General features: G+C 72.5%; 12 protein-coding genes. 4 read left to right on the top strand and 8 right to left on the bottom strand.

Annotated features, from left to right (window positions below):
- Window positions 1–7: 7 nt before the first annotated feature.
- The 3 genes from ACH4S9_RS39855 to ACH4S9_RS39845 all read right to left on the bottom strand — a co-directional run bounded on the left by ACH4S9_RS39855 (window position 8) and on the right by ACH4S9_RS39845 (window position 2955).
- Window positions 8–1372 (bottom strand): hypothetical protein, encoded by a 1365-nt coding sequence (locus tag ACH4S9_RS39855; protein WP_398376623.1) that lies wholly within the window; start codon window positions 1370–1372, stop codon window positions 8–10.
- 195 nt (window positions 1373–1567) lie between these two features.
- The gene (locus tag ACH4S9_RS39850; protein ID WP_311727132.1) at window positions 1568–2236 is read right to left on the bottom strand and encodes a PadR family transcriptional regulator; all 669 of its coding nucleotides are present in this window, start codon (window positions 2234–2236) and stop codon (window positions 1568–1570) included.
- A 71-nt stretch (window positions 2237–2307) separates the two neighbouring features.
- Window positions 2308–2955, bottom strand: a complete 648-nt coding sequence (locus ACH4S9_RS39845; RefSeq protein WP_311727131.1) for a response regulator transcription factor — start codon at window positions 2953–2955, stop codon at window positions 2308–2310.
- A gap of 237 nt (window positions 2956–3192) precedes the next feature.
- On the opposite strand from ACH4S9_RS39845, the gene ACH4S9_RS39840 reads away from it, so the two are divergent.
- Window positions 3193–5145: a zinc ribbon domain-containing protein gene (locus ACH4S9_RS39840; protein ID WP_398376622.1), complete on the top strand. Its 1953-nt coding sequence runs from the start codon at window positions 3193–3195 to the stop codon at window positions 5143–5145.
- Here ACH4S9_RS39840 and ACH4S9_RS39835 read toward each other — a convergent pair.
- Complete coding sequence (locus ACH4S9_RS39835; RefSeq protein WP_361186779.1) at window positions 5138–6466, bottom strand: sensor domain-containing protein; 1329 nt, start codon at window positions 6464–6466, stop codon at window positions 5138–5140. The two genes, ACH4S9_RS39840 and ACH4S9_RS39835, sit on opposite strands and share 8 nt — an antisense overlap.
- 132 nt (window positions 6467–6598) lie before the next feature.
- On the opposite strand from ACH4S9_RS39835, the gene ACH4S9_RS39830 reads away from it, so the two are divergent.
- Window positions 6599–7357, top strand: a complete 759-nt coding sequence (locus ACH4S9_RS39830; protein WP_311727128.1) for an ABC transporter ATP-binding protein — start codon at window positions 6599–6601, stop codon at window positions 7355–7357.
- Window positions 7351–9828 carry an ABC transporter permease gene (locus ACH4S9_RS39825; RefSeq protein ID WP_398376621.1) on the top strand — a complete coding sequence of 826 codons (2478 nt, stop codon included), beginning with the start codon at window positions 7351–7353 and terminating at the stop codon, window positions 9826–9828. The genes ACH4S9_RS39830 and ACH4S9_RS39825 overlap by 7 nt, the downstream gene beginning before the upstream one ends.
- An 80-nt stretch (window positions 9829–9908) precedes the next feature.
- On the opposite strand, the gene ACH4S9_RS39820 is transcribed toward ACH4S9_RS39825, so the two are convergent.
- From ACH4S9_RS39820 to ACH4S9_RS39810, 3 genes are all read right to left on the bottom strand, one after another.
- Window positions 9909–10454 (bottom strand): DinB family protein, encoded by a 546-nt coding sequence (locus ACH4S9_RS39820; protein ID WP_398376620.1) that lies wholly within the window; start codon window positions 10452–10454, stop codon window positions 9909–9911.
- A 129-nt stretch (window positions 10455–10583) separates the two neighbouring features.
- Window positions 10584–12041, bottom strand: coding sequence for an aldehyde dehydrogenase family protein (locus tag ACH4S9_RS39815; protein ID WP_311727125.1), 1458 nt, complete (start codon window positions 12039–12041; stop codon window positions 10584–10586).
- Window positions 12042–12135: 94 nt separating this feature from the next.
- On the bottom strand, window positions 12136–12999 hold the full coding sequence (locus ACH4S9_RS39810; protein WP_311727123.1) for a helix-turn-helix transcriptional regulator: 864 nt from the start codon (window positions 12997–12999) through the stop codon (window positions 12136–12138).
- A 305-nt stretch (window positions 13000–13304) separates the two neighbouring features.
- On the opposite strand from ACH4S9_RS39810, the gene ACH4S9_RS39805 reads away from it, so the two are divergent.
- Window positions 13305–13808 carry an ATP-binding protein gene (locus tag ACH4S9_RS39805; protein ID WP_358843862.1) on the top strand — a complete coding sequence of 168 codons (504 nt, stop codon included), beginning with the start codon at window positions 13305–13307 and terminating at the stop codon, window positions 13806–13808.
- Window positions 13809–13860: 52 nt separating this feature from the next.
- Here ACH4S9_RS39805 and ACH4S9_RS39800 read toward each other — a convergent pair whose 3' ends face one another.
- A complete protein-coding gene (locus tag ACH4S9_RS39800; RefSeq protein ID WP_398376617.1) occupies window positions 13861–15012 on the bottom strand; it encodes a site-2 protease family protein in 1152 nt (383 codons plus the stop codon).
- Window positions 15013–15022: the final 10 nt, after the last annotated feature.

The following is a 15022-nucleotide window of genomic DNA, read 5'->3' as shown; positions in this document are numbered from 1 at the left end:
GCCGCCGTCAGGCCGTACGCGCCGCGGCCTGGAGTATCTCGGCCCTGCGCCGGACCGCCTCCAGGGCGCCGGGCCTGCGGCCGGGCACCCGACCGCGCAGCGATATCAGGAAGGGGGCGAGGGCGCCGGCCCTGACCGGGTCCTGGACGAACTGCCACTGGTGGTGGGCCCGGTCCACGGCCCCTTCGACGTCCGGGTGGTCGGCGGCCTCACCGTTGCCCAGCCGGGCGTCGGCCACCGCCATCCACAGCTCGCAGGCGCGGGCCGGGTCGCCGGCGAGGCGCGCCAGGTCGGCCCGTACCTCCAGCCAGTGGAGGGCCGCGCCCGAGTGCGGACCGGCGGAGCGGAGGGCCTCCTGCTCCCAGGCCGCCGCCATGGAGGCGGCCTCGCTGTGCCGCCCGGCGTACGCGGCCTCGAAGATCGCGGCGTGCGGATCGGACGCGGGCGCGGGCGGCGGGGGCTGCTCCGGCCCGGTGGGCGCCGGCCACGGCGCTGGCGGGGGCGGGAGGGTGGCGAGGGGTGCGGGCGGCAGCAGCTCCAGCGGGCGGTCCTGCCGGCGGTCTTGCGCGCGGGGCGCTGGAACGGCCGCCTCCGCCTCCGCCGCCTCCGGGCCGTCCGCAACGCGCGTCACCCCGCCTGCCGAAGCGGGTGCCGGGGTCGGGTGCGGGGCGCCCGCGGCGGCGACGGCGGACCCGTCGAACAGCAGCTCCGCGCCGCCTCCGAGACCCGCCTCGGCGACGGCCCGCTCGTGCAGCAGCGCGAACGGCGTGTCCTCGGCCGCGCCCCGCAAGGCCGCGGCGAACGCCCGGCTGTAGAGCGGCGCGGCGGTCCGCCGCTTGGGCGGAGCGGGGGCGATGGCGCCGTAGAGCGTCAGCCCGGCCGCCATCAGCCGCCCGGCCAGAACGGGGTCGGACGACAGCCGCGGCCACGCCGTCTCGTCCGCCACCAGGTCGACGAGCACTGTGGTGCTGCCCGGCGGCCGCGGCGCGAGCTCGGCGGCCAGCCAGTGCCACGGCAGCGCGGTGTAGCGGGCGGTCCTCGGCGTCGTACGGGCCAGCGCGAAGTGCGGCAGCCGCTGCTTGGTGTCGAAGGTGAGCTGGCCCGCCAGATAGATCAGCACCGGCCCGTCGTGGGCGGCCGCGGTCCGCAGATGCGTCAGCACGGTCTGCGGGTCGGCCGGGTCCACCAGTTGTACGACGCTCGCCCCGCCCGCGGTCCCCAGCAACGCGGCGGGCGGTACGGCCGCGAGTTGGTGCAGCGCCCCGGCCGCGTCCATCAGCCGCTGTCGGCCACCCGGGGCGGCGGCGACGAGCAGGGCGTAACCGACCCCGCCCGTCGCCCTCGCGCCCGTGTCCCCCCTGTCGTTCACCATGCAAGCACCGTATCCGGAACCACCCACGACGGGTGATGGTGTGACTCACGCGGCTTTCGGGCGTGTCTGGAATCGTTTCAGCGGCTGAGGCTCTGATAACGGCCCAAAGCCAATGGGAAGAAGACCGCGAGCAGCGCCAGCGGCCGGCTGACCGCCAGCAGTTGGGCGTGACTCTTGCGAATTAGTCAAACTTGATTAGTCGGCGTTCTGCTCTGTTTCGGCGCCGTCCTCGCCAGGCGCGGGCGCACTCGGGCTCTCCGTGCTCGGCACGCTGTCCATCAGCACATTCACCGAGCGCTTCCCCTCACCGGCCATCACATACGCCCCGCCCTCGAGCCGCTCGATCAGCCCGCGCGTCCACTGCGCCCCGCTGTCGGCCGAGTGCACCCAGAACCGCATGATCTCGCCGATATGGCCCCAGGCGTCGGGCGTGGCCTCGTCCGGCATCCAGTGCGCGGTGACCTCGGCCCGCCACTCCTCCAGCGCCGCCACCCGCTCCTTCAGCAGGGAGATCGCCTCGGCACGCGGAAGGTCGACGATGAAGCCGACCCCGGCCGTCAGCTCGTCGATCTTCTGGTCATGGCGCACCAGCGCCTCACGGAGGAGCTGGAAATACTCCTCCTCCCCCGCTTCGGTCAGCTCGTACTCGGTGCGCGGCGGGCCGCCGACCGTGCTCGGCGCGACATCGTGAGCGACCATCAGGCCCTGCTTGGCCATCTGTTTGAGCGCGTGATAGATCGATCCGGGCTTGGCGTTGGACCACTCGTGGGCGCCCCAGAACTCCAGGTCGTTACGGACCTGGTAGCCGTGGGCCCGCCCATGCTGGCGCACCGCCCCCAGCACCAGCAGCCGGATCGCTGACATCGCCCGCTTCTCTCCCTCCCGGCCCCTCTGGGGCCCGCCGCTGTCCAGGCTAGACGCCCCTCCCCCGGGTACTACGCCCGGAGGAAGGCCAGGACCGCGAGGACGCGGCGGTGGGTGTCCTCGCCGGGCGGCAGGTCGAGCTTGCCCAGGATGTTGCCGATGTGCTTGCCCACCGCCGCCTCCGAGACCACCAGCTCGCGCGCGATGGCCGCGTTGGACTTCCCCTCCGCCACCAGCGCCAGCACCTCCCGCTCCCGCGAGGTGAGCCGCTCCAGGGGGTCGCGCCGACGGCGGAACAGCTGGCGGACCACCTCCGGGTCGACGACCGTGCCGCCGCCCGCCACCCGGCGCAGCGCGTCCATGAACTCCTCGACCTGCCCGACCCGGTCCTTGAGCAGATAGCCCACCGCCGTGCCGTCGCCGGAGTCCAGCAGCTCGGTCGCGTAGGTCCGCTGCACATACTGGCTCAGCACCAGGACCGGCAGCCCCGGCCGCTCCTTGCGCAGGGCGACCGCCGCCCGCAGCCCCTCGTCGCTCTGCCCCGGCGGCATCCGCACATCGGTGACCACGAGGTCCGGGGAGAACTCGCCGACCGCCGCCCGCAGCGCGGGGGCGTCGCCGACGGCCGCGACGACCTCGTGTCCGAACCGGGCCAGCAGCCCCACCAGGCCCTCGCGCAGCAGCACGCTGTCCTCCGCCAGGACTAGCCGAAGGCTCATGTGTTTCCTTTGGGATCCGTGGTGATGCGTCATTTATCGGCGTCGTGTCGTGTGTCCGGTACCGGTGTCGGTGTCGTATGTGAGTGTGAGGATCGAATGCGTGACCTTTCTCGAGGTGTGTCGTTGATCGGATGACAGCGCCACGGGCGGGAAGGGGGGCTGGTGAGTCGGAGATTGCCGCTGGGTGGGGGCGAGATGGCCCGTACTGCCTGTGCCCGGGGTCTGTTGCGTGCGGGTGTGGTGGAGAAGACGGGTGAGGTGTTGTCGGCCGCTGTGCTGGCGGAGCGGGTGGACTGGGCGGCTGGTCTGGTGTCCGGCATGGCTGCCTCGCTGCTGGACACGCACTGGAATGCCGCCGATGTGGACCAGCTGGCCTCGGGTGTGGACGCCGGCGGCCGGGCGCTGCCGTCGAACGCGTGGATGGCGCTGCGGCGTCTGGACTGGAACGCCGCACCGCCCGCGAGCGTGAAGGTCAATGACCGTATCGTGCGCATGGCGCAGGAGCAGGCCGGGCGGACCCTGCGGTCGGCGAAGTGGCGGGCCGATCTCACCGTCGGAGTCATCGGGACCTGGCCCGCCGAGGCGGGTCGGCGTACCCCGGATGAGTGGGATGCCGTCCGCGAGGCCATCCCCGACGGCAGGCATCTGCCCTCCGGCGTGATCAGGTCCCGCACCCGGCAGATCGCCGACTTCGAGCGGCAGCACGGCCGGTTGCCGGCTGACGTGTTCGAGCTGGAGGCCGCACCCGGCGTTGCGCGGATGCTGCTGCTGTCGGCGTGCGATGGGCAGCAGGCGTCGATCGCACGCGGTGACGATCCGGGCCGGGCGCTGCTGCGGGTGCAGCTGCCCGTCCGCCGGGACCCGCGCTCCTACCGGGACTGGGCGTGGGTGGCGTGCCCCATCACGCTGCCGCCCACGGTCCCACCCGGCGCGGTGCTGCACCTGCCCACTCTCCGCGTCCACCAGGGCAGGGTGCTCGCCGATCTGGCCTACACGCACGCCGTGCCCAAGGCCCGGCGCACCGGGCACATCATCGCGCTGGGCGTGGACTGGGGCCTGAACACCCTGCTCAGCGCGGGCGCCATCCGGCTCCACAAGGACGGGCGCCTCATCGCCATCGGCACGGGCGGGATGTTCCGTGCTGCCGGTGTGCTGGCCAAACAGCACCGGCTGCGCCGCGAGTGCGAGCACCTGCACGCCAAGGCCGGCCACTACCAGCACCTCATCGCCGGACATGACACGCATCCGCTGACGGCCCGGCACCACGTGCTCACCGAAGGGGTCCGGCACGTCTCCGCCCGCCGCTCCAACCTCAACGACGCCCTGGCGTGGGCCGCGGCGCGCTGGACGGTCGACCAGGCCATCACCGTCGGCGCGAGCGTGATCTATGTCGAGGACCTCCGCTCCATGGAGGCGCGGGGCATGGGCCGCACCCTCAACACCCGCCTGTCCCAGCAGATCCGCGGGCAGATCGTGGAGCGGATACGGCACTTGGCCGCCGAGGCCGGTATCGCCGTCGTGACGGTCCCGGCCCGCAACACCTCCCGGCACTGCCCCCGCTGCCTCGTCCCACTGTGCCACCGCAAGGCCCCCGACCGGCCCACTACACCCGGCTGGAAGTGGGCCGTCTGCCCGAACCCCGGGTGCGGCTGGCAGGGCGACCGCGACATGGGGGCATGGCAGCGCATCGCCGCCCGCGGCCTGACCCACCAGACCAAGACCGTCACCGACCGCGCCAGCGACACCCTGGCCATCCGCAGCGTGACAGACAAGCTCGAAGCCCGAGCCGTGGTCACCCCCACGACCCCGACGACCGCCAAGACCCGCCGGAGGGACCGGTCCAAGACCGGACCCACCCGGCGCCAGACCACACGCCCCGCGCCCAGGCGACGCAGGGCACCCTCCCCCACCAGACCCCCGGGTCCGGCGGGCCAGCGTCCGGAGGGACACGCACCAACGGGCCGGATACGGCTGCTCCGCGCAGCCCACCGGCACCAGGGCGTGACGACGATCAGCACACCCTTCCCCAAGCTCTCGGCTTCGCTCGAGCAGGGGAGACCCCATCCCGGCCGACACCGGCCACAAGGGGCAGCACTGGGTGCAGGGTTTCACCTGCACGCCCACGCCACCCCGCCACGATGGGACATCCCACGGCCGGACACCATGTCCTGCATAGGATCCCTTAGTTGATCAGAGACGCTTCGATCGGCTCGCACGGTATCTCCACGCCCAGAATCGTCGGCCCGCCAGGCGGGCTGGAAAGTGTCAGTGTCCCATCGAGCGCGGCCACCCGGTCTGACAGCCCGGTCAGCCCGCTGCCCCCCGCGTCAACTCCAGCCCCGCCCCCGGAGCCGCCCCGCCGAAGGACCGCACCGCCCACCCCGTCGTCCACCACCGACACGAACAGCGCCCCTTCCCGCACCTCGGCCCCGACCTCCGCCAGCGCCGCGGCGCTGTGCTTGGCGACATTGGCCAGTGCCTCGCAGACCACGAAGTACGCGGCCTTCTCGACCGGTTCGGGCAGCCGCCCCAGCCCGGGGGCATGCACCAGAACGGGGATCGGCGAGCGGTCGGCCGCGTCCTCCAGCGCCGCCTCCAGGCCCCGGTCGGCCAGCACCTGGGGGTGTATTCCATGAATCAGCTCCCTCAGCTCCGCCAGCACCTTGCCCGCCTCGTCATGCGCCTTGGCGAGCTGGTCGGCCAGCGGCCCGGGCGGGGCGTCCAGCCGCGCCAGGCCCAGCGTCATGGTGAGCGCCACCAGACGCTGCTGGGCGCCGTCATGCAGATCCCGCTCTATTCGCCGGCGCTCCGCCTCGAAGGCGTGCACCAGCCGGGCCCGCGACCGGGCCACCTCCCCCAGCTCCTCGCGCAGCGGGTCGTCGGGGCCCGCGAGGAGCAGCCGGGCGAACGCGGCCCGCAGCCCGGCGAAGGTGCCCAGACAGTAGAGCGCCACCGGGAGCAGCATCGCCCCCGCGAGGGACCACGCGGCCGCCTCGTTATAGGAGGTGACGGACCAGTACTTGAGCACCTGGGCCTGGCCGCCGCCGTCCAGGGCCAGCAGTATCGGGGTGGCCATCATCGACAGGGGCGCCCCCAGCGCGCCCAGGAGGGCCATTGCGTCGGCCATCCACAGGCCGAACGCGAACAGCACTGCGTACGCCAGCTCGTACCAGGTCGCCCGCTCCTGATACCGCACGCGCGCCCACGCGAGGAGCCCCGGCTCGTCCGGAGGGCGGTGCGGGCTGCGGGCCGGTCTGTCGTCGACCAGCCGCAGCCGGCGGCGCTCGATCGCGCCGACCGGCACCCCGGCCAGCCCCAGCGCGGCCAGTACCCCCAGTCCGAGCACCAGGATCGTCAACACGCCGCCGACCAGCGCGAGGACGATGATGCCGAGCAGCGCGAGCAGCCCGACGGGCGCGCTGCTCATCAGATACAGCACCGCGCGCCAGGGCCAGGCGGAGCGCAGATAGCCGGGCTGATAGAGGGCCTGTCGGACATTTCGCGTGGACATACGAGAACGGTACGGCGCGGCGACCCCCGGCACAGTCGGCCCAGTAGGCGTCTTGGAGGTATGCCTGGCCATACTCCGGAACTATGCCCAGTGGTCGTGAACGGGCGGGCCGGAGGCGGTTGTCTGGACGGCATGACACGAACTGACCTGCGCACCGCGGCGGTCCGGCTCTCGCGGGTGAGCCGGCGCTACGACTCCGGCTCCGGGGCGAGCGGGGTGACGGCGCTCGACGACGTCAGCCTCTCCTTCCCCGCGGGCAGCTTCACCGCGGTCATGGGCCCCTCCGGCTCCGGCAAGTCCACGCTCCTCCAGTGTGCGGCGGGCCTCGACCGGCCCGACTCCGGCTCGGTGTCGATCGGCGGCACCCCGCTGGAGGGGCTGAGCCAGACCCGGCTGACGCGGCTGCGCCGGGAGCGGATCGGCTTCGTCTTCCAGTCCTTCAATCTGCTGCCCTCGCTGACCGCCGCGCAGAACGTGGCCCTGCCGCTGCGGCTGGCGGGCCGCGCCCCCGCGCGCGCGGAGATACAGCGGGCGCTGGCCCGGGTCGGTCTGGCGGACCGGGCCGGGCACCGGCCGGGTCAGCTCTCCGGCGGCCAGCAGCAGCGCGTGGCGCTGGCCCGTGCCCTGATCACCCAACCCCAGGTGCTCTTCGGCGACGAGCCGACCGGCGCCCTCGACTCCGCCACCAGCCGCGATGTCCTGCGGCTGCTGCGGGAGCTGGTCGACGCCGAGCGGCAGACCGTCGTCATGGTCACCCACGACCCGGTCGCCGCCTCGTATGCGGACCGGGTGGTCTTCCTCGTCGACGGGCGGGTGAGCGGAGAGCTGGAGCGGCCGACCCCCGAGCAGGTCTCCGCCCGGATGACACGGCTGGAGACGGTCCCGTGCTGACCATGACGCTCGGCGGTCTGCGGACCCGCTGGATCACGCTCGTCGGCACCTTCGTCGCGCTCGGTCTCGGGGTCGCGCTGATCGCCACCATGTGCCTGGCGCTGGCCTCCACGCTGGACGCCCCGAAGCGCGTTCCGGAGCGGTTCGCCGCCGCGCCGGTGGTGGTGCGCGGCGCCGACACCGTCACCGTCCCCGTGCGGCGCGGACCGGACACGGAGGAGGTGTCGGCGCCGCTGGCCCACCCCCGCCCGGTGCCGCCCGAGCTGGTGCGGCGGCTCGGGCGGCTCGGCCCGGTGACACCGGACCGCACCTTCCCCCTGCTTTCGGGGGCGCTCCCCCAGGGCACCGTCGGCCACCCGTGGTCCGCCGCGGCCTTCACCCCCTACCGGCTGGCCTCCGGGAGGGCGCCGGAGCGGGCCGGGGAGGTGGTCGTCGCCGGTGCCGGGGTGAAGGTGGGCGACCGGATCGGCATCAGGACCGTCTCGGAGTACCGCACCCGGATCGTGGTGGGCACGGTCCCCCGGTCGGCCTTCGAGAGCGCGGTGTTCTTCACCGACGGCGAGGCCGCCCGCATCTCGTCCCGGATCGACGCGGTGGTGGTGCGCGCCCCGGCCGCCGAGGTGCGCGAGGCCGTGGCGGGTACGCCCGGGGTGCGGGTCCTCACCGGCGCGGACCGGCGGCGGGCCGACCCCGACCCGGACCGCGACAGCCGGGCCCTGCTCACGGTCAACGCGCTGCTCGGCACGGCGGCCGGGGTGACCGGCTTTGTCTCCGTCTTCGTGGTCGCCTCCACTTTCGCCTTCGCGGTGGCCCAGCGGCGCCGGGAGTTCGGCCTGCTGCGGATGGCGGGAGCCGCCCCCGGCCAGCTCAGACGCGTGGTCTTCGCGGAGGCCGCGGTGGTGGGGGTGCTCGCCTCGGCCGCGGGCTGCGCGCTGGGGACGTGGGGTGCGCCCTGGCTGGCGCGGCGGCTGGTGGAGGGCGGGGTGGCGCCCCCTTGGTTCACCATCGGCGATCACTTCTGGCCGCTTCCCGTGGCCTTCTGGACGGGCCTGCTGGTGGCGCTCGCGGGGGTGTGGGCCGCGGCGCTGCGCGCCGGTCGGGTCGAGCCGGCCGAGGCGCTGCGCGAGGCCGCCGTGGACAGCCGGACCATGCCGCTCGCCCGTCGGCTGCTGGGCGCCGGGCTGCTGCTGGCCGGGGTGGCGGTGCTGGGGTGGACGCTGGCCGACGACCCGGGCGAGCTGCTCAAGCGGAAGACGTACACCACCGAGCCCATGGTGCTGATCACCGCGGTCGGCCTGCTGGCGCCCCTGCTGGTCCGGCCGTTGGTGCGGGCGCTGGGCCGGCTGCCGGCCCGGCTGCCCGGGGCGACGGGGATGCTGGCCCGGGAGAGCGCCTCGGCCGGGGTGCGGCGTACCGCGTCCGTGGCCGCGCCGGTGCTGATCACGGTCGCGCTGACCGGTTCCCTGATGGGCGCGGCCGCGACGGTGAGCGAGGCCAAGGCGGCCGAGTTGCGGGCGCACACCCGCGCCGATTTCGTGGTCACCCCGGGGGCGGGCGCCGAGGGGCTGAGCGCGGGCGCGGTGCGGCGTGTGTCCGAGGTGCCCGGAGCGCTGACGTCCGCGTCCGCGACCACCGCCGTGTTCGCCCGCGACGGCGAGTCGGCGCTGGTCGAGTCGGCGGCGCGGGCCGTGGATCCGGCGCGGCTCGAGGCCGTCGGGCGGCTGCCCGTGGTCTCCGGCTCGGTCCGTGATCTGGACGACCGGGGCATCGTGGTGAACGAGGAGTGGGAGCGGCCCACCGTCGGCCGCCAGGTCGCCGTCTGGCTGGGCGACGGCCGGAAGACCACGCTGCGGATCGTCGCCGTCCTGCGGACCGGCACCGGCGACAACGGCGCGTATGTCACCTGGGGGAACGCGCGCGGCGCCACGGTGGACCGGATCGAGGTGCGGCTGCGGCCCGGGGCCGACGCGGCCGCCGTGGCCCGGGGGCTGCGGGCGGCGGTCCGGTCCGAGGGCGGGCGGGTGCTCACCCCGGACGTCTGGGTGGCGGAGGTCCATCCCCGCACGAGCCCGCAGACCCGGCTGGGCCTGCTGGTGGTGGTCGGCATCGCGCTGGTCTACGCGGGCATAGCGCTCGTCGGCACGCTGATCATGGCCACCTCCGACCGAATACCCGAGCTGACGGCGCTGCGGCTGGCCGGAGGCACCACCTTCCAGGTGCTGCGCGCGGTGGCGGCGGAGGCGGTGCTGACCGTCGCCGTGGGCGCGGTGCTGGGCGCGGCGGTGGCCGGGGTCCAACTGCTCGGCCTGTGGAGCGCGCTGGGGCGGCTGTCGGTGCCGGCGACCACCATGCCCGCGGTGCCCTGGGGCGCGCTGGGTGCGGCGGTGGCCGCGTGCGCACTGCTGGCGGTGGTCTCCTCCGTCCTCCCCGCCTGGTGCGCGCTGCGGCCACGGCTCGCCTCCCGGCGATGAGCCGGCCACCGGCTCGCCCCGCCCGCTCGACCCGCCCGCTCGACCTGCGGCCGGCGGTTCGGCCGGCGTCCGGGGCCCGGCTAGCGGCCCGCCGCGACCGCGTCGATCAGCTCGAAGGCGGTCTTGCCGTCGATGGTCTCGCGGATGATGTCGGCGTGGCCGGCGTGGCGGGCGAACTCCTGGATCAAGGTGAGCAGCAGAAAGCGCATGGAGCGCACACTGCCCTCGGGGAACCACGGCGCCGGGGGCAGCGGGAAGGTTCCGTTCAGGTCGGGCAGCGAGCGGATGAACTTCTCGGTCTCGGCCACCGCCTCGTCCCAGAAAGCCAGCACCTCCTTGACCGTCGCCTGCCCCTCCTCGGGCTCGAAGCTCAGATGCCACGTGGAGTGGTCGCGCGGGATGGAGCGCGTCACCTGCTTGGCGTCCTCGACCCAGCCCACCTCGACCTCGGCGACGTGCTTGAGGACGCCGAACAGCGACAGCTCGCTCGCCGACGGCTTGAGGAGCGCCTGCTCGTCGCTGAGGCCGTGCAGCGTGCGGCGGACGGCGCCGCGCTGGGCATCGAGGAAGCCCAGGAGGGCTCCGGCCTCGTCACCGTGGGCTTCCTGGTTCACCAGAGTGGGCATGGGTCCGCCTTCCGTCGGTCCTCCGGGAGTTCTCTCTCCCGATGTCTCCGACGCTACGGACCCTTGCGGTCAGCCTCTGTCCTCAACGAGCCCTCAACGACACCTCGGCTTGGAAAATGACGCCTCGACTCAGAACGGGAACTGGCTGCGGCCATGCTGAATGGAGATCCACTTGGTGGTGGTGAAGTCCTCGACGAAGGAGTCGCCGTTGAGGCGCCCGAGCCCGGAGTTCCCCTCTCCTCCGAAGGGCACGATCGGCTCGTCGTGAACCGTGCTGTCATTGATGTGGATCATGCCGGTGCGCACCCGCTTCGCGAAGCGCACCCCGCGCTCGATGTCGCCGGTGTGCACGGCGCCGCTGAGCCCGTACTCCGTGGCGTTGGCGATGCGGACGGCCTCCTCGTCCCCGTCGAAGGGGATCAGCAGCACCACCGGACCGAAGATCTCCTGGCCGAGGATCGCGGCGTCCTCCGCGACTCCGGTGAGCACGCTGGGCGCGACGAGCGTGCCCTTGGTCCGGCCGCGCACCAGCGCGGTGGCCCCCTCGGCGACGGTCTGGTCGACCAGGGCGCTGATGGCCTCGGCCTGGCCCTCGTTGATCAGCGGGCCGATGTGCGTCGTCGGGTCGCTCGGGTCGCCGACCTTCAGCGACTCGACCTTGGCCACGAACTTCTCGGTGAACTCGCGCTCGATCCGGCGATCCACGAGCACCCGGTTCGCGGCCATGCAGACCTGGCCCTGATGGACGAAGCGGCTGAAGACGGCGGCGTTCACCGCGTAGTCCACATCGGCGTCGTCGAGGACGACCAGGGCGCTGTTGCCGCCGAGCTCCAGGATGGAGCGCTTGAAGTGGGAGGCCGCGACGGTGGCGACATGGCGGCCGACCTTGTCCGAGCCGGTGAAGGAGATGACCTTGGGCACCGGGTGCTCGATCAGGGCGTCGCCGATCTCGGCGATGTCGGTGACCACCACATTGAGCAGCCCCGCGGGCAGCCCGGCGTCCTCGAAGACCTTGGCGACCAGCCCGCCACCGCAGATCGGAGTGTTCTGGTGGGGCTTGAGCACAACGGAGTTGCCCAGCGCGAGCGCCGGAGCGACCGACTTGACCGACAGCAGGAAGGGGAAGTTGAACGGGCTGATGACCCCCACCACCCCGACCGGCAGCCGGTAGAGGCGGTTCTCCTTGCCGTCGACCGGCGAGGGCAGAATGCGGCCCTCGGGCCGCAGCGCCAGCTGGATCGCCTCGCGCAGGAACTCCTTGGCGAGGTGGAGCTCGAATCCCGCCTTCACATGCGTGCCACCGCACTCCGCGATGATCGCCTGCGTGAGCTCCTTCTCACGGTCCTCGATGACCCGCAGCGCCCGCTCGAAGACCAGGCGCCGGGCATACGGGTTGGTGCCGCCCCACTCCGGCTGCGCCCGCTCGGCTGCGCGATAGGCCAGATCGATCTCCTGAACGGTGGCCACGGTGATGGAGGCGAGCTTCTCCCCGTTGTAAGGGTTGAAGTCGACGATGTCCCAGGAACCGCTGCCGGTCCGCCACTCACCGTCGATGTACTGAAAGGCCAGCTCGGAGAAGTAGGACATGCCATCCCAATCTGGAGGACACGGTGTCGCTTGTGACGACACCCGCGTACGCGTGGGGGGTTGTTTCCTGACCGACTGTCATCGTACTGGCGAGTCAGGCGACTTGAAGAAGGCCCCGCAGCAAGTCACGGCTCTTTTCCATGGACAGGCTGTCGTCACTCAGCCGCCCCAACACCCCTCGGTAGTGCCCCACTTCCTCGGGTTTGTCGAGGTAGAGCGCGCTGGTGAGCTGTTCCAGATAGACGATGTCCGGCAGGTCCGACTCGGGGAAGCTCAGCAGGGTGAACGCCCCGCTCTCCCCGGCGTGTCCGCCGAAGGAGAAGGGCATCACCTGAAGCGTGACATTGGGCTGCTCGGAGACGGCGATGAGGTGCTGGATCTGGGCCCGCATCACGGCCCGACCGCCGTACGGCCGGTGCAACGCCGCCTCGTCGAGCACCACATGGCAGGCGGGCGCCCGCTCGGAGACCAGCAGCTTCTGCCGCTCCAGCCGCAGCGCGACCCGTCGCTCCACCTCGGGCGCGCCGGCCTTGGGCTGACCACTGGTGACCACGGCATGGGCATAGCCCTCGGTCTGTAGCAGTCCGTGCACGAACTGCACCTCGTAGCAGGCGATATGCGAGGCGGCGCCCTCCAGCCCGACATACGTCTGGAACCAGCTCGGCAGCACATCGCCGTAGCTGTGCCACCAGCCCGCGACATTGGCCTCGCGGGCCAGGCCGAGCAGGGACGCGCGCTCGGTCTCGTCCGTGACCCCGTAGAGCGTGAGCAGATCCTCGATGTCGCGCGCCTTGAAGCTCACCCGGCCCAACTCCATCCGGCTGATCTTGGATTCGGAGGCCCGAATGGAATAGCCCGCCGCTTCCCGCGTGATGCCACGGGACTCGCGCAACCGCCTGAGCTGAGAGCCCAGGAGAATCCGGCGCACCACCGATCCGCTTGACTCGCTTGCGCTCATGTCTGCGACCCTCCCTGTACGGAACGCATCCTTCCGAAGGCGACCCCCGCAGCCCTGGGGCCGAAGTCTGCCACTCTTCGGGCTCCTCCCCGTACACATGTCGTTACTCAAGTGTGAGACGTACACAAGAGGGCGTAGGGAGAATCTGTGTCGAAGTTGGGTACATAGTCTCAAAAAATCTGCGTGCACGTGCATCTGCCCTTGCATACGTTGTGCGCATTCGGAACCATAGGTCTTGCGCACGTGCAAGCTCGTACGAGATCTGGCCAGGATTCGTCAGGGCCACGGATGCAGGAGTAGCTCGCATGGGGACCGAAGGCTCGACCATGCTGGAGCCCGTGTGGCGGGGGCTCCCCCCGATCGACGCCCCCGGCGTTTCCGGTTCCGCGTCCTGCTCACTACCCACCCGCTTCGAAGCGGTCCAGGGAGCCCGTCGGTTCACCGGGGCCACGCTCGAACAGTGGGACCTTCCCGAGATGTTCGACGAGGTGGCCCTGGTCGTCTCCGAACTGGTCACCAACGCCCTGCGCCATGGCGTCTCCGGTGGCCGCCCGGACGGCCCGCCCCGCGCGGAGAGCGAGACACAGGTGCGGCTGCATCTGATGCGCTGGCACTCACGCCTGGTGTGCGCGGTCCGGGACCCGAGCGAGAAGAGCCCGGTGGCCGGCGAGGCCGACGCCGGCCAGGAATCGGGAAGAGGGCTCTACCTCGTGGAGTCCTTCACCGACGACTGGGGCTGGCACCCCCTGGCCGGAACCCTGCGCGGCAAGGTGGTCTGGGCGCTGTTCCTGCTGCCGCGCCCACGGTAGAACCACCCACGGTAGAACCGCCCACGCCGGGGATGACGGCCCTCCGGGCGGGTCACAGCGCGCTGGGCTTCGGCGGGGCGGCCGTCATCCCCAGCGCGTGCTGCTGGAAGAGCCGCGTCACATCATGTGCGGTGACGATCCCCTCCAGATGGCCATGGTCGACGACCAGGATCGGCATGGCGGCCCCGGGCCGCGCCCCCCGCTCCATGACCTCGTTCAGAAGATCGCCCGGCACGGCGAGCGTGCACCGGGAGACCGGCGTGGCCACATCGCGCACCCGCCTGCCCTCCCGGCTCTCGGGCGGCACCGCCGCGAGCCCGCGCAGACTCACCACCCCGCTCGGCCGGCCCTCGAAGTCGATGACCGGCAGCACCGTGTGCCGGGCGGGCCCCGCCACCTCGTCGATGAAGCGGTCCACGGACAGCCAGTCGGCCCCGGCGGCCACCGGGTGGGACATGGCGTCGGACACCCGCACCCCGCGCAGCGCCTCGTTGATGGTGGCGCGCTGCCGCTCCGCGTTGGCGACGATCACCATGAAGAGACCGATGAGCGCGAACCACAGCCCACCCGTGGCCCCGCGGATGAACGACACCCAGCCGAAGGCGATCATCGCCAGGCCGAAGATCTGTCCGCTGCGGCCCGCGGCCCGCTCGGCCCGCTCCCGGTCCCCCGTACGCCACCACATCACCGCCTGCACCACCCGCCCCCCGTCCAGCGGCGCGGCGGGCAGCAGATTGAAGATCCCCAGCAGCAGATTGGCCCACCCCAGCCACACCAGCAGCGCCGCGACCACCCCCCAGCCGATCAGACCACGCGCCCCGAGGCCCGCCCCGAGCGCGACGCCCCCGATCACCAGGCTGGTGATCGGGCCGCTGATGGCCACCAGCAGCGCCACCCCGGCGGTCCGCGGCCGCCCCATCTGGGTCATGCCGCCCAGCGCCCACAGCGTCACATCCTGGACCGAGACGCCCTTGCTGCGGGCGGCGACCGCATGCGCGGCCTCGTGCAGCAGCAGGCTCCCCATCAGCAGCACGGCCCCGATCACGCTCGCGGCCGCGTAGGTGGCGCTGGAGTGGCCCGGGGTCCAGGCCGGGAGCGTCTGGCGGCCCAGCCCGTAGGCCAGCAGGGCCACCAGCACCGGGACGCTCCAGTGCATCCGCAGCGGCACCCCGAGGACATGTCCGACACGTACCGACCCGTTCATCGCCGTATCA

The organism is Streptomyces sp. NPDC021225, from assembly GCF_044332865.1.
GTDB lineage: Bacteria > Actinomycetota > Actinomycetes > Streptomycetales > Streptomycetaceae > Streptomyces.
Note: the sequence above shows the minus strand (reverse complement) of the source record. Positions and strands in the feature narration are given on the sequence as shown.

Bases quoted from the DNA above. Each gene is read 5' to 3' on its own strand.
- ACH4S9_RS39800 (WP_398376617.1), bottom strand. From the start codon at position 15,012: ATGAACGGGTCGGTACGTGTCGGACATGTCCTCGGGGTGCCGCTGCGG.
- ACH4S9_RS39810 (WP_311727123.1), bottom strand. From the start codon at position 12,999: ATGAGCGCAAGCGAGTCAAGCGGATCGGTGGTGCGCCGGATTCTCCTG.
- ACH4S9_RS39845 (WP_311727131.1), bottom strand. From the start codon at position 2,955: ATGAGCCTTCGGCTAGTCCTGGCGGAGGACAGCGTGCTGCTGCGCGAG.
- ACH4S9_RS39855 (WP_398376623.1), bottom strand. From the start codon at position 1,372: ATGGTGAACGACAGGGGGGACACGGGCGCGAGGGCGACGGGCGGGGTC.
- ACH4S9_RS39805 (WP_358843862.1), top strand. From the start codon at position 13,305: ATGGGGACCGAAGGCTCGACCATGCTGGAGCCCGTGTGGCGGGGGCTC.
- ACH4S9_RS39815 (WP_311727125.1), bottom strand. From the start codon at position 12,041: ATGTCCTACTTCTCCGAGCTGGCCTTTCAGTACATCGACGGTGAGTGG.
- ACH4S9_RS39835 (WP_361186779.1), bottom strand. From the start codon at position 6,466: ATGTCCACGCGAAATGTCCGACAGGCCCTCTATCAGCCCGGCTATCTG.
- ACH4S9_RS39830 (WP_311727128.1), top strand. From the start codon at position 6,599: ATGACACGAACTGACCTGCGCACCGCGGCGGTCCGGCTCTCGCGGGTG.
- ACH4S9_RS39820 (WP_398376620.1), bottom strand. From the start codon at position 10,454: ATGCCCACTCTGGTGAACCAGGAAGCCCACGGTGACGAGGCCGGAGCC.
- ACH4S9_RS39850 (WP_311727132.1), bottom strand. From the start codon at position 2,236: ATGTCAGCGATCCGGCTGCTGGTGCTGGGGGCGGTGCGCCAGCATGGG.